The organism is Actinoplanes sichuanensis (assembly GCF_033097365.1).
GTDB classification, from domain to species: Bacteria; Actinomycetota; Actinomycetes; order Mycobacteriales; family Micromonosporaceae; genus Actinoplanes; species Actinoplanes sichuanensis.
The window spans coordinates 9,610,204-9,623,085 of record NZ_AP028461.1 but is presented as its reverse complement, the minus strand read 5'-3'; the positions used below and the strand labels follow the sequence as shown (position 1 = coordinate 9,623,085).

At 69.1% G+C, this 12,882-nt stretch carries 12 protein-coding genes; 9 read left to right on the top strand and 3 right to left on the bottom strand.

The window, feature by feature from the left end; genetic code table 11:
• Nucleotides 1-29 precede the first annotated feature (29 nt).
• Both Q0Z83_RS44270 and Q0Z83_RS44265 read right to left on the bottom strand, forming a co-directional pair.
• Nucleotides 30-1,145, bottom strand: coding sequence for a magnesium and cobalt transport protein CorA (locus Q0Z83_RS44270; RefSeq protein ID WP_317789488.1), 1,116 nt, complete (start codon nt 1,143-1,145; stop codon nt 30-32).
• An 80-nt stretch (nt 1,146-1,225) separates the two neighbouring features.
• The gene (locus Q0Z83_RS44265) at nt 1,226-2,320 is read right to left on the bottom strand and encodes an aminotransferase-like domain-containing protein (RefSeq protein ID WP_317789487.1); all 1,095 of its coding nucleotides are present in this window, start codon (nt 2,318-2,320) and stop codon (nt 1,226-1,228) included.
• 122 nt (nt 2,321-2,442) lie between these two features.
• Here Q0Z83_RS44265 and Q0Z83_RS44260 point away from each other — a divergent pair, with 122 nt between their 5' ends.
• From Q0Z83_RS44260 to Q0Z83_RS44250, 3 genes are read left to right on the top strand one after another with little or no spacing between them, the layout of a single operon-like run.
• Nucleotides 2,443-3,174, top strand: coding sequence for a phosphocholine cytidylyltransferase family protein (locus tag Q0Z83_RS44260; RefSeq protein WP_317789486.1), 732 nt, complete (start codon nt 2,443-2,445; stop codon nt 3,172-3,174).
• The gene (locus Q0Z83_RS44255) at nt 3,162-4,223 is read left to right on the top strand and encodes an iron-containing alcohol dehydrogenase family protein (protein ID WP_317789485.1); all 1,062 of its coding nucleotides are present in this window, start codon (nt 3,162-3,164) and stop codon (nt 4,221-4,223) included. The genes Q0Z83_RS44260 and Q0Z83_RS44255 overlap by 13 nt, the downstream gene beginning before the upstream one ends.
• Nucleotides 4,204-4,956, top strand: coding sequence for a CDP-alcohol phosphatidyltransferase family protein (locus Q0Z83_RS44250; RefSeq protein ID WP_317789484.1), 753 nt, complete (start codon nt 4,204-4,206; stop codon nt 4,954-4,956). Before Q0Z83_RS44255 ends, Q0Z83_RS44250 begins: the two co-directional genes overlap by 20 nt.
• Nucleotides 4,957-5,005: 49 nt before the next feature.
• On the opposite strand, the gene Q0Z83_RS44245 is transcribed toward Q0Z83_RS44250, so the two are convergent.
• Nucleotides 5,006-6,184 carry a glycosyltransferase family 4 protein gene (locus Q0Z83_RS44245; protein ID WP_317789483.1) on the bottom strand — a complete coding sequence of 393 codons (1,179 nt, stop codon included), beginning with the start codon at nt 6,182-6,184 and terminating at the stop codon, nt 5,006-5,008.
• A gap of 41 nt (nt 6,185-6,225) precedes the next feature.
• Between Q0Z83_RS44245 and Q0Z83_RS44240 the strand changes: the two genes are divergently transcribed.
• The 6 genes from Q0Z83_RS44240 to Q0Z83_RS44215 all read left to right on the top strand — a co-directional run bounded on the left by Q0Z83_RS44240 (nt 6,226) and on the right by Q0Z83_RS44215 (nt 12,801).
• The gene (locus Q0Z83_RS44240) at nt 6,226-7,086 is read left to right on the top strand and encodes an Fpg/Nei family DNA glycosylase (RefSeq protein WP_317789482.1); all 861 of its coding nucleotides are present in this window, start codon (nt 6,226-6,228) and stop codon (nt 7,084-7,086) included.
• A 176-nt stretch (nt 7,087-7,262) separates the two neighbouring features.
• On the top strand, nt 7,263-8,849 hold the full coding sequence (locus Q0Z83_RS44235) for a sugar transferase (RefSeq protein WP_317789481.1): 1,587 nt from the start codon (nt 7,263-7,265) through the stop codon (nt 8,847-8,849).
• A 9-nt stretch (nt 8,850-8,858) separates the two neighbouring features.
• The gene (locus tag Q0Z83_RS44230) at nt 8,859-10,052 is read left to right on the top strand and encodes a sensor histidine kinase (protein WP_317789480.1); all 1,194 of its coding nucleotides are present in this window, start codon (nt 8,859-8,861) and stop codon (nt 10,050-10,052) included.
• Complete coding sequence (locus Q0Z83_RS44225) at nt 10,049-10,789, top strand: LytR/AlgR family response regulator transcription factor (protein ID WP_317789479.1); 741 nt, start codon at nt 10,049-10,051, stop codon at nt 10,787-10,789. Before Q0Z83_RS44230 ends, Q0Z83_RS44225 begins: the two co-directional genes overlap by 4 nt.
• Before the next feature lie 270 nt (nt 10,790-11,059).
• Nucleotides 11,060-11,743, top strand: a complete 684-nt coding sequence (locus tag Q0Z83_RS44220; RefSeq protein ID WP_317789478.1) for a response regulator transcription factor — start codon at nt 11,060-11,062, stop codon at nt 11,741-11,743.
• A complete protein-coding gene (locus tag Q0Z83_RS44215) occupies nt 11,740-12,801 on the top strand; it encodes a sensor histidine kinase (RefSeq protein ID WP_317789477.1) in 1,062 nt (353 codons plus the stop codon). The genes Q0Z83_RS44220 and Q0Z83_RS44215 overlap by 4 nt, the downstream gene beginning before the upstream one ends.
• Nucleotides 12,802-12,882 lie beyond the last annotated feature (81 nt).

Below are 12,882 nucleotides of genomic sequence, written 5' to 3'. Positions count from 1 at the left end.
CTAGCGGCCACGTCCCCTTCCGTGGGGGGTCACAACCAGCCGTTTCGGCGCAACGCGCGATAGAGCACGACTGTGACCAGGGACAACAGGGCGATCAGCGCCGGGTATCCGTACCGCCAATTGGTCTCCGGCATGTAGTCGAAGTTCATGCCGTAGACGCCGGCGAACGCGGTCCAGACCGTCGCGATGGCGGCCCAGGAAGCGATCTTGCGCATGTCGTTGTTCTGGTCGACCGTCACCTGTGCCAGTCGGGCCTGCAGGATCGAGTTGAGCAGGTCGTCGTAGGAGGAGACCTGCTCGACCGTACGGGTCAGGTGGTCCTGCACGTCCCGGAAGTAACGCCTGATCTCCTTGGGCACCACGCCCTGGCTGGAGGTGATCGACGCGAGCGGCCGCTGCAGCGGGACGACCGCCCGGCGGAACTCCACGAGCTCCCGCTTGAGCTGGTAGACCTGCTGTATCGGGGCGATGCGATCCCGCGAGAACACGCCCTCCTCGATGATGTCGAGGTCGGCCTCGAAGTCGTCGGCCACCTCCAGGTAGTGGTCGACCACCCGGTCGGTCACCGCGTAGGCGACCGCCCACGGGCCCTGCTGCAGCAGCGCCACCCGCTGTTTCTCCAGGTCGGCCCGGACCGGAGCCATCTCGGAGGCGTCACCGTGCCGGACGGTGATGACGAACCGCTCCCCGACGAAGATCATCATCTGACCCGTCTCGACCACCTGGGAGCTCTCGGTCAACTCCTGGTGCGGCACGTACCGGGCGGTCCGCAGTACCAGGAAGTGCACGTCGTTGAACTGCTCCAGCTTCGGCCGCTGCTCGGCCTTGACGGCGTCCTCCACGGCCAGCTCGTGCAGGCCGTACACCTGGGCGATGGCCGCCATCTCCGGTTCCTCCGGCTGGTGCAGGCCCAGCCAGACGAACGCGCCGTCTCGACCGCACGCCTCGGCGAGGGCCTGATCCGGGCTGAAGTCCCCCGGCAGGCGCTTACCGTCGACGTAGACGCCGCAGTCCACCACCGAGGACGGGCTCTGCCCGTCGAAGCTCACCTGACTCGCACTGTCACCGTTGTTGAGCAGGCCGCGCATCCGATCGGCCCACATCTTTCCGAGGGGCCGACCGCGAGTCCAAGAACGCTCCGTCATGTCCAACCTCCCCCGGGGACGACAAACCAGCCGAGGGTACCCGCGCCGGGCGAACGGCAGTCCACCCGGCGCGGAACACGTCAGCCCCGTACCTCTTCGATCGCCTCGGCGAGACGACGCACGCCCTCGTCGATCTGGTCGACGGTGACCGCCGAGTAGGCGAGGCGAAGCGAGCTGTGGCCGCCCTCCAGCAGGAAGTCGCTGCCCTTGACGACCGCGACCCCCTTCTTCATCGCGGCCGGGAACAGCTTGTCCACGTCGACGTCCGACGGCAGGTCGACCCAGAGGAAGTAACCACCGTCCGGCTCGGTGAAGGTGGCCCCGGGGATGTGCTTACGGATCGACTCGGCCAGCACCCGGGCCCGCTCGCCCAGGGCGGCACTGACCGTCTGCACCGACTTCTCGATGTCACCCGAGACACAGAACTGGTGCACGATCGCCTCGGAGACCATGCCCGGGGAGATGTAGAGGTTGGTGGCCTTCTTCGCGATCGCGTCGATCAGCGCGGCCGGACCGACCAGGTAACCGACGCGGACGCCGGGGCACACCGTCTTGGTGAAGCTGGAGGCGTGCACGACCAGGCTGTTGGTGTCCAGCGACAGCATCGAGGGCAGGGCGTCGCCGCGGAACCGGATGTCCACATACGGGTCGTCCTCGAAGATGATGAACTCGTACTGCTCGGCTAGGGCCAGCAGCGCGCGCCGCTTCTCGTCGGAGAGCGTCACACCGGCCGGGTTCTGGTAGTTCGGGATGATGTGCGCCAGCTTCGGCCGCACCCCCGACTCGAGCAGCGCACGCAGCTCGTCGGTGTCGATCCCGTCCGGCTGCACGGTGACCTGGTGCACCTTGGCGCCCAGGTTCTGCAGGTTGAGCAGGGTCCGGTCGTAGGTCGGCTTCTCCACGACCACGTCGTCACCGGGCTTGACCAGGTGCCCGAAGAGGAACGCGTCCGCCTGGAGCGAGCCGTTCGTCACGATGACCTGGTCGGGGGAGACGTTGTGCTTGTCGGCGATCCACTTCCGCAGCGGGAGGTATCCGACGGAGGTGCCGTACGCGGTGACTCCGGCCGGGTCGGCGTCGAAGGCACGGGCGGCGGCGGCCTTGAGGCCCTCCACGTCGACGATGTCCAGCGACGGGGCGCCACGGGCGAAGGAGATCAGCTGCTCAGCGGTCATACCCGACAGCTTAGAAGCCGGGTCTATACCATTTTCCGTGTGCCCCTCGCGAGTCCTACGGATGGGACACATGCCGTTATCCTCGCTGGGCACCCCTCATCGCATTGGAAGGAACCACCCCCATGATCGGTTTGGTCCTCGCCGCCGGCGCCGGCCGCAGGCTGCGCCCGTACACGGACACGCTCCCGAAGGCGCTGGTCCCCGTGGACGGGGAAACCACGATCATGGACATCTCGCTCCGTAACCTCGCGGCCGCCGGCCTGACCGAGGTCACCATCGTCGTCGGCTACTGCGCCGGCGCGGTGGAGGAACGCGTCGAGGGTTTCGAGCAGAAGTACGGCGTGAAGATCTCCCTGGTTCACAACGACAAGGCCGAGGAGTGGAACAACGCCTACAGCCTGTGGCTCGCCCGGGACCATTTCGCCCAGGGCGCACTCATGGTGAACGGCGACACCGTGCACCCGGTCAGCGTGGAGCACACCCTGCTCGCGCAGCGCGGGCCGAGCATCCTCCTCGCTGTCGACACTGTGAAGAAGCTTGCTGACGAGGAGATGAAGACCGTCTTCAATGAAGATGGCCAGCTCACCAAAATCACGAAGTTGATGGACCCGGCGGCGGCCTACGGCGAGTACATCGGCGCCAACATCATCGAGGCGTCCGCGGCCGGCAAGCTGGCCGACGCACTCAAGGCGACCTTCGAGAAGGACCCGAACCAGTTCTACGAGGACGGCTTCCAGCTCTACGCCGACCGGGGCAACGAGGTGCGCGCCGCGGAGATCGGTGAGGTCTCCTGGGTCGAGGTCGACAACCACGAGGACCTGGCGAAGGCTCGGGACATCGCATGCCGCTACTAGCCCGTAGCGTCCAGACCCCGCTGCACATCGAGGTGCGGCGGGGCGCGGTCGCCGACCTCGGCAAGATCCTCGCCGACGGCCGGATCTCCTCCGGTGGCGACGTGGCGGTGGTGGTCGGTCCCGGGCTCGGTGAGCAGATCGTCGACCTGCTCCGACCCTCACTGAACTCGGCTGAGGTCTACGTCACCACCGGCGGCACCCTGGACGCCGCCCTCGATCTGTCGGCCAAGCTGCGCAGCGGTCACTACGACGCGGTCGTCGGCATCGGCGGCGGCAAGACCGTCGACACCGCGAAATACGCGGCGAGCCGATGGGGCCTGCCGATGGTCTCGGTCGCGACGAGCCTCGCCAACGACGGCATCGCCTCCCCGGTGGCCAGCCTGATCAACGACGGGATCAAGGGGTCGTACGGGGTGCACATCCCGTTCGGTGTCGTCGTCGACCTGGACTTCGTGGAGAGCGGCCCGGACCGGGTCAACCGGGCCGGCATCGGTGACGTGGTCAGCAACATCAGCGCCCTCGCCGACTGGGATCTGGCCCGGGAGATGCGCGGCGAGACGGTCGACGGGCTGGCCGCGTCGCTGTCCCGGATGGGCGCCGAGGCGGTCCTCTCGATGCCCGGCGACATGTCCGACGACGCGTTCGTGACCACGCTGGCCGAGGCGCTGATCTCCAGCGGCCTCGCGATGGCGGTGGCCGGCACCAGCATCCCGTGCAGCGGTGGCTGCCATGAGATCATGCACGCCACCGACTCGCTCTTCCCGAACACCGCCTCACACGGCGAACTCGCCGGGCTCGGTGCGCTGTTCTGCACGTTCCTGCGTGGCGACGAGCGCCGGCTCAAACAGATGTCGGACTGCCTGGCCCGCCACCAGCTCCCCCGGACACCCTCCGACGTCGGGCTCGACGCCGACCAGTTCGCGCAGGTCATCGAGTTCGCACCGCGGACTCGTCCGGATCGTTACACCATCCTGGAACACCTCGCCATGACGCCGGAGCAGACCCGGCAGAAGCTGGCCGAATACAACGATGTCATCGCGACCCTCTGACCACGGCACGGGCCGCCCTCACACCGGGGGCGGTGCGCCCACAGCTGCCGACTACTACGCGGTCAACCGCGGTGGCGGCCTGTTCAGCGAAGGGATCAGCCAGCGGATCGGGGCCCGGATCGCGGTCTTCGCACACAAGAACCGCCTGACCCCGACCGTCCTGACGATCCTCAACCTGGGCCTGGGCTGCCTGGTCTCGTTCATCGTGATCGCCACCGCCGGCCCGGTCGCCGAGGGTTCGCTGTGGGCCGCCCCGATCGGCCTGCTCGCCCTGGTCGGCTGGCAGCTCGCCTACGCCTTCGACTGTTCGGACGGTCAGCTGGCCCGGGTGACCGGCCAGTCCAGCCCGGCCGGCGGTCGGCTCGACGTGCTCTGTGACGTGGCGGTCCAGTCTTCCCTGGTGGCCGCCCTGTCCGCAGTGGCGAAAGCCCAGGAACCGGACACTCCCGCCTGGTTGTTGGCCGCCTTCGCCGCCACCTGGATGGTCAACCTGGTCACCTCGGTGATGCAGGGCGGCACGCAGGCGGCCAGCATGGTGACCAGCACGTCGTTCCCGGTCCGCGCGGCGAAGCTGGTCCGCGACTACGGCGCCGTGATCACCCTGGCGGGTGTGGTTCTGACCGTCGCCCCGCAGTGGGCGGTCTGGTTCGTGGCCCTGTTCACCCTGATCAACGGCGGTTTCCTGGCCGCGTCGATCGCCTTCGCCGGCCGAGCCTCCCTGAAAGGCTCCTGACCCGGCAGGCTCCCAGAGCTGCCCGGACAGCCCTGGGAGCCGGGCGGGGTCACCGCTGGGAAAGGCTGCTGGACATCTCCGTGTAGATGGAGATCAGGCGGGGCGTCAGCACGTCGGGGTGGAAGTGCTCCTGATAGCGGATGCGGGCGGCGACAGCCGCCGCAGCCGCGCCGGAACGGGCCGGCGGGAGCGCCGCCGCGAGCGAGACCGGATCGGGCGACGCGAGCCAACCGGCGGCGCCCGCCCCGGAGCCGACCAGGTAGGGGATGCCGCCGACCGCGGTACCGAGGACGGCCCGGCCACTGGACATCGCCTCCAGGATCACCGTCGGCAGCACGTCCTCCCAGGTGGGAACGGCGATGACGACGGCTGAGGCCTGCCGGGCGGCGGTCATGCCGGCCCGGTCGAGCGGTCCGAGATAGGTGACGTCCGAACGTTCGGCCGCGGCCGCCTCGGCGAGCGGACGCAACTCTCCGTCACCGGCGATGCGCAGCGGCCCGAGACTGCCGTCGGGGTGCCGACGCCAGGCGTCGAGCAGCAGGCCGAGCCCCTTCTCCGGGGAGAGGCGGGCGCCGTACAGGAATCCCTCGCCGAGCGGAGCGGGCGCACCGGGGTCGGGCAGCCCGTTCGGCTTGATCACGATCCGGTCGGTCGGGATGCCGTAGTCGGTGAGATGCGCCGCGATCTTGTCGGTGAGCGCGATGTACCTGTCCACCGACCGCCAGGTGGGCCGATGCACGGCCAGCGTGGTCGCCATGATCGCGCTCTGTGCGGCCGACCCGCGGTAGCACCGGTTCTTGATCGCCGGCAGCCCGATCAGCTTGCCGCGGCAGTCGTGACAGTTGTGACCGTCCCGGAAGTACAGCCCGGACGAGCAGACCTGCCGGTAGTTGTGCACGGTCTGGACGACCGGGACGCCGTGGGCGTGCGCGGTGCGGATCACCCAGGGCGAGAGCAGCGGGTACGGGTTGTGCAGGTGCAGCACATCGGGGCGTTCGGTCCGGAGCACCGCGGCGAGTTCCCGTTGAGCATCCGCCCCGTAGACCGGGGAGATCGGCAGCAACGCCTTGCGGGCCGCCGACATCGAGTCGATCGAGTCGGAACTGCGCTGGAACGGGACCACTTCGACGCCGGCCTCCCGCAACTGGCCGATCTCCGTGTCGACGATCACGTTCTCGCCGGAGGGGATCGCCTCGCGGTACCGGTTGTGCGCCACCACCACCTTCATGGGGCGGAGCCTAGATGGGGCCGAGACGCTACCGTGAGGAGGTGCCCGAACTCCCCGAGGTCGAGGCGCTCGCCGCCTATCTGCGTGAGCGTGCGGTCGGCCGCGCCGTGGAACGCTTCGAAGTCGCCTCCTTCAGCGCCCTGAAGACCTATGACCCGCAGCCGTCGACGCTGGCCGGGCTGCCGGTGACGAGCGCCGGGCGGCACGGCAAGTTCCTGGACGTCGGCATCGGCGACGACCTGCACCTGATCGTGCACCTGGCCCGGGCGGGCTGGTTGCACTACCGGGATTCGTTCAAGTCACCGGCTCCGCTGAAACCGGGTTCCGGTCCGATCGCGGTGCGGGTGCGGCTCGACGACGGTTCCGGGTTCGATCTGACCGAGGCCGGTACGCAGAAGTCGCTGGCCGCCTATGTGGTCCGCGACCCGTCGGAGGTTCCCGGGGTGGCCCGGCTCGGCCCGGACGCGCTGGCCGTGTCGCCGGCGGAGTTCGCCACCCGCATCCGGGGGCGAAAAGGACAGATCAAAGGGGTGCTGGTCGACCAGGAGGTGCTCGCCGGGATCGGTAACGCCTATTCCGACGAGATCCTGCACGCGGCGAAACTGTCCCCTTTCGCGCTGACCGGAAAACTGACCGACGAGCAGATGACCACGCTGTACGAGGCGATGCGCGCGATCGAGACGGACGCGGTGGAGCGGTCGGTGGGGCAGAAGGCGGCCGAGCTCAAAGGCGAGAAACGCGCGGGTATGCGGGTGCACGCCCGGACCGGCCTGCCCTGCCCGGTCTGTGGCGACACGGTCCGTGAGGTGTCGTTCGCGGATAAGAGCCTGCAATACTGCGCGACCTGCCAAACCGGAGGGAAACCGCTGGCCGACCGCCGGCTGTCCAAGCTGGTCCGGTGAGCCGCTACCGGATGATGACAGCGCGTATACATCACGATTGCCGCCGTCACGTCACCTTTCTTCCGGCCGATCCATCGGTATAGTGGCCCGGTCCCTGGCAACCGTCTTGACGCGAACGGGTATCGGCGGACCCGCCGATGATCCCGAGGTCGTGGCGGTGCGTAATCTTTTTCCGGATGCGGGAGGACGTAGGCGGAGTGACTACTAGCCTGCATCGCCCAACTACCGACAGCAGCCGGAGCAGACCCGTGCGGTACGACAGCTTCGAGTGGCAGGAAGAGCAGCCGCCGAGCAACGGGGTGCCGCGGAACGCGTGGGGCCGGCAGAGCCGCAGACGTTCGCGCTGGCACCGGCCGTACACCTTTGTTCTGGTCTTGCTCGATCTGCTCTCTACTCTCGGCGCCAGCTGGATCGCCAGCACCTTCCTGGAGAAGTCGCGCGCCGGCCTGAACCAGTCCTGGCTCTTCCTCGAGGGCACGGAGCTCTTCAACTTCTTCGCCTACATCGTGCTGCCGCTCGGCTGGCTGATCATCCTCTGGACCAACGGCTCCTATGACCGGCGTTATCTCGGTCTGGGCAGCGAGGAGTTCAAGCGGGTCGTGCGGGCCTCGGTGACCGTGGTCGCGGCGGTGTCGCTGCTCGCGTTCGCCACCAAGGCCGACCTGTCCCGTGGCACCGTCGCGACGGTGTCGGTGAGCGCGCTGCTCCTGATCCTGCTGTGCCGCGCTCTGGCCCGGCAGGTTCTGCACGTAGCGCGTCGGCAGACGGGTCACGGCGCTCACCGGATGGTGCTGGTCGGCACTCTGCCGGAGGCGCTCGAGGTCTACACCGCGGTCACCCGGAGTCCGGCTGCCGGCCTGATCCCGGTCGCCATCCACCTGACCGACGGTTTCGCGGCCGCCCGCGGCATCGAGACGCCGGTTCCGGTCTACGCCGGTCGCGACGTGTTGTCGCTGGTCCGCGAGGTCGGTGCGGACACGATCGCGGTCTGCGGTTCGGCCAGCTCGGAGCCGGGTGAGCTGCGTCGTCTGGCCTGGCAGTTGGAGGGCACCGGCGTCGACCTGGTGGTCGCGCCGCAGCTGACCGACATCGCCGGTCCCCGGGTGCACATCCGCCCGATCGAGGGCCTGCCGCTGCTGCACGTCGAGGAGCCGACCCTGTCGGGTCCCGGCTGGCTGGTGAAGAACCTGATGGACCGGGTCGCGGCGGGCCTCGGCCTGCTGGTGATCAGCCCGATCTTGGCGTTCATCGCGCTCGGCATCCGGCTCTCCGACCCGGGTCCGGTGTTCTTCCGGCAGACCCGGGTCGGCCACGACGGCCGTACCTTCCGGGTGTGGAAGTTCCGGACCATGTATGTGGACGCCGAGGAGCGCAAGGCCACGCTGGACGAGCTCAACGAGACCGACGGCATGCTCTTCAAGATGAAGCAGGACCCGCGGATCTTCTCGTTCGGTGCGAAGCTGCGGGCCACCTCGATGGACGAGCTGCCGCAGCTGATCAACGTGCTGAAGGGCGAGATGTCGCTGGTCGGCCCGCGCCCGCTGCCCGCGGATGACGGCGACTACCTGGGCGACGTCCGGCGGCGGCTGCTAGTGCGCCCCGGCATGACCGGGTTGTGGCAGGTCAGCGGCCGTTCCGACCTGTCCTGGGACGAGGCGGTCCGGCTGGACCTCTACTACGTGGACAACTGGTCGCTGACGTACGACCTGAGCATCCTCTGGCGCACGATCGGCGTGGTTCTCAAACGCAAGGGCGCCTACTAGGGTCGCAGCATGAATGGCCAGGTCGGGAGCGTTTTGGCGGTGGTCGCCGTGCTCGCCGCCCTGGCCGCGGCCGTGGTGGCGGTGCTGCGGTTGCGGGCTCGGCGCGGGATCGCCACGGCGATGCAGCGGGCCACCTACGACGTTCTGCACACGGCGGTGCTCGCGGCCGAGCCGCTGCGCGCCGGCCTGACGCCGGCGACGGCCGGAAAAGCGGTCCGGCATCTGCGCGTGCTGGTCGGTGCGGTGGGTCTGGCGATCGTCGATGGAGACAGATGCCTGGCGTACGACGGCCGGGGCGCCCATCACGAGCAGGAACTGATCGCGGCAGCGCGCAAGTCGGTCAAAGCGCAGCGTTCGGTCGTACTCAATGGGTCTGATCTGCTCTGTGATCGCGTCGACTGCGTGGCGCGAGGTGCGGTGATCGCGCCGTTGGGTGGTCCGGGTGGCGCGGCGAAGGCCGCACTGATCGCGGTGGCCGACGGACAGCCCGCGCCGGGTCTGGTGCAGGCGACGCTGGAGGCGGCGCGCTGGGCCGGATCGCAGCTGGCGGTGGCCGAGTTGGAGTCGTCGCGGGAGCGGCTGGCCCGGGCCGAGGTCCGGGCGCTGCGGGCGCAGATCAGCCCCCATTTCATCTACAACGCGCTGACCGCGATCGCGTCGTTCGTGCGCACCGATCCGGAGCGGGCCCGGGAGCTGATTCTGGAGTTCGCCGAGTTCACCCGCTATTCGTTCCGGGCGCATGGTGAATTCACGACGCTGGCCGAGGAGTTGCGGTCGATCGACCGTTATCTGACCATCGAGCGGGCCCGGTTCGGTGACCGGCTGCAGGTGCGGCTGCAGATCGCACCCGAGGTGCTGCCGGTCGGCCTGCCTTTTCTGTGTCTTCAGCCGCTCGTGGAGAACGCGGTCCGGCACGGACTGTCGCGTAAGCCGGGCGTCGGTATGGTGAGCATCGAAGCACGGGACGCGGGGGCCGAATGCCACATCACGGTCGAGGATGACGGGGTCGGCATGGATCCGGCGGTGTTCACGCTGGACGGGTCGGACTCCGAGGACGGCCAGCACGTCGGTCTGGTGAACGTGGACGAACGTCTGCGCTCGGTTTTCGGCGATCACAACGGCCTGGTGGTGGAGACCGCACCCGGCTCCGGTACGAAGGTGAGCATGCGGGTGCCGAAGTTCCACCCCCAGGTGCGGGCATGAGCAGCCTTGTCGTGCTCGCCGTCGACGACGAGCCGCCGGCCCTCGACGAGCTGGCCTACCTGCTGAACGCGGACGGCCGGGTGGCGCACGTGCACCGGGCCGGTGACGCGACCGAGGCGCTGCGGGTGCTGCGTGACACCGAGGTGGACGCGGTGTTCCTGGACATCCGGATGCCCGGCCTGGACGGCATGGAGCTGGCCCGGATCCTGCGGCGGTTCGCCCAGCCGCCGGCGATCGTCTTCGTGACCGCCTACGACGACGGCGCGGTGGACGCCTTCGACCTCGGTGTGACCGATTATGTTCGCAAGCCGGTGCGGGCTGAGCGGCTGGCCGAGTCGCTGCGCCGGGTGGCGGGTCTGCGAGCGGCGCCGGCGCCGGCCGTTCCGGCCGACGAGCCGGCCATCCCGGTCGAGCTGGCCGGCACGACCCGCATGCTGCCGCGGTCGTCGGTGCGGTGGGTGGAGGCGCAGGGCGATTACGCCCGGCTGCACACCGGGGACAATTCCCATCTGGTACGGGTATCGCTGGCGACCCTGGCCGAGCGATGGGCCAATGCGGGTTTCGTCCGCATTCACCGCTCGTATCTGGTGCAGCTACGGCTGGTCACCGAGCTGCGCCTGACCGGTTCCGGCTATGTGGTGGCGGTGGACGGTGTGGAGCTTCCGGTGAGTCGCCGACACACCAGAGAGCTGAAGGATCGCCTGATCAGAGCGGCCAAACACGACTGGACCCGCTGAATCCACACGGTTGTCCACAGCCCCACAGGCTTGTCCACAGAGTTATCCACAGGCAGACCGACCGGCTGGTCCGGATATCCCGGATGCGTGCCACCCTGCGCCGCTCCGATGCCGTACCGGCGCAAGCCCTCACAGGATGCATCTCCACAGGTTGTTCACATCTCCACCGCCGGCTCTGCGCAGGCGATCAATAAGCTCCTGGCCACCGGCCGGTGAGCCACGGGGGCACACCGACCGGGGACCAGGATCATCCGGAGAGGTGCCAGGAGCATGGAGAGTGTCGAACGGCGGATTCTCGTCGTGGAGGACGAGCGCGCCATCGCGGACGCGGTGGCCGCACGGCTTCGCGCCGAGGGCTTCCTGGTGCAGGTGGTCGGCGACGGGCCGGGCGCGGTCGCGGCGGTCCGCCAGACCCGTCCGGATCTGATCGTCCTCGACGTGATGCTGCCCGGCTTCGACGGCCTGGAGGTCTGCCGCCGGATCCAGGACCAGCGCGTCCCGGTGCTGATGCTGACCGCCCGTGACGACGAGACGGACCAGTTGGTCGGTCTCGCGGTCGGCGCCGACGACTACATGGTCAAGCCGTTCTCGATGCGGGTACTGGCGGCTCGGGTGCACGCACTGCTGCGGCGGGCCGACAAGAGCGCCACCCCCGCCCCGGCACCGGGCCTGCGACTCGGCGATCTGGAGATCAACCAGGCCGAGCGACGGGTGCTGCGCGGTGGTGTCGAGGTGCACCTCACCCCGACCGAGTTCGACCTGCTGGCGCATCTGGCCGGCCGACCGCGCACGGTGGTGCCCCGGGAGCGTCTGCTGTCCGAGGTGTGGGGCTGGGCCGACACCTCGGGTACCCGAACGGTGGACAGCCACGTCAAGGGTCTGCGGCGCAAGCTCGGGGCGGACCTCATCCGTACCGTCCACGGCGTCGGGTACGCCCTGGAGGTCGACAGATGACCGGCTGGCTGATGGTGCGTATCCATAACCTGGTGGCGCCGGTCTTCGCCTTCCTGCCACGGCCGCTCGACCCGGTCCGGTCGATCAAGGCGAAGCTCTCCCTGGCACTCGGCTTCGCCGGTGGAGTGGGTCTGCTGGTCTTCCTGTGGAGCATCGACTTCTACCGGATCGACCTGCTGTGGATCGCCATCGCGGCGGCGCTCGGCCTGGTCACGTTGCAGGTGATGGCACACGGCGCGACCGTGCCGCTGCGGGAGATGACGGTTGCGGCCCGGGAGATGGCCCGCGGCGACTACACCCGCCGGATCCGGACCCGCTCGCAGGACGAGGTGGGCGAGCTGGCCACCGCGTTCAACCAGATGGCGGCGGATCTGGCGGCCTCCGACCGGCAGCGGCGCGAGCTGATCGCGAACGTGTCGCACGAGCTGCGGACACCGATCACCGCACTGCGGGGCCTGCTGGAGAACATCGTCGACGGGGTGGCCGCGGCCGAGCCGGAGACGATGGCGACCGCCCTGGCCCAGACCGAGCGGCTCAGCCGCCTGGTCACCGATCTGCTGGACCTGTCCCGGTTGGACGCCGGGGTGGTGCCGATGCGCAGTGAGCCGATCGACGTGCCGGCCTTCCTGGACCGGGTGGCCCGGGAGGCGACCGTGAACGCCGGCGGGACCGGCCACGACGTACGGTTCGAGGTGTCGGCGCCCCATCTGGTGGTGCCCGGCGACCGGGAGCGACTGCACCAGGTCTTCGCGAACCTGCTGGACAACGCGGCCCGACACAGCCCGCCGGGCGGGATCGTCACGGTCCGCGCCGAGCGGCACGACGATCACGTGGTCCTCGCCGTCGTGGACCAGGGCGACGGCATCCCCGCCGCGGACCGGGAGCGGGTCTTCGAGCGTTTCACCCGGGGCGAGCGTGCCACCGGCGGCGGGACCGGTCTGGGACTGGCGATCGCGCGCTGGGTGGTGCAGCTGCACCGAGGCACCATCGCCGTCGTCGAGCCGGACGACAGCCGAGGGTGCCACATCCAGGTACGACTTCCGCTTCGAGCGGTCTGACGGAGAGCCTGCCCCACCCGGCGCGTGCTACCAGGTGCTCAACCGGTCTTGACAATCAGCCGGGGGCGGACAGACTGCCGG

Bases quoted from the DNA above. Each gene is read 5' to 3' on its own strand.
- Q0Z83_RS44235 (WP_317789481.1), top strand. From the start codon at position 7,263: ATGCGGGAGGACGTAGGCGGAGTGACTACTAGCCTGCATCGCCCAACT.
- Q0Z83_RS44220 (WP_317789478.1), top strand. From the start codon at position 11,060: ATGGAGAGTGTCGAACGGCGGATTCTCGTCGTGGAGGACGAGCGCGCC.
- Q0Z83_RS44245 (WP_317789483.1), bottom strand. From the start codon at position 6,184: ATGAAGGTGGTGGTGGCGCACAACCGGTACCGCGAGGCGATCCCCTCC.
- Q0Z83_RS44255 (WP_317789485.1), top strand. From the start codon at position 3,162: ATGCCGCTACTAGCCCGTAGCGTCCAGACCCCGCTGCACATCGAGGTG.
- Q0Z83_RS44250 (WP_317789484.1), top strand. From the start codon at position 4,204: ATGTCATCGCGACCCTCTGACCACGGCACGGGCCGCCCTCACACCGGG.
- Q0Z83_RS44230 (WP_317789480.1), top strand. From the start codon at position 8,859: ATGAATGGCCAGGTCGGGAGCGTTTTGGCGGTGGTCGCCGTGCTCGCC.
- Q0Z83_RS44215 (WP_317789477.1), top strand. From the start codon at position 11,740: ATGACCGGCTGGCTGATGGTGCGTATCCATAACCTGGTGGCGCCGGTC.
- Q0Z83_RS44270 (WP_317789488.1), bottom strand. From the start codon at position 1,145: ATGACGGAGCGTTCTTGGACTCGCGGTCGGCCCCTCGGAAAGATGTGG.
- Q0Z83_RS44265 (WP_317789487.1), bottom strand. From the start codon at position 2,320: ATGACCGCTGAGCAGCTGATCTCCTTCGCCCGTGGCGCCCCGTCGCTG.
- Q0Z83_RS44225 (WP_317789479.1), top strand. From the start codon at position 10,049: ATGAGCAGCCTTGTCGTGCTCGCCGTCGACGACGAGCCGCCGGCCCTC.
- Q0Z83_RS44260 (WP_317789486.1), top strand. From the start codon at position 2,443: ATGATCGGTTTGGTCCTCGCCGCCGGCGCCGGCCGCAGGCTGCGCCCG.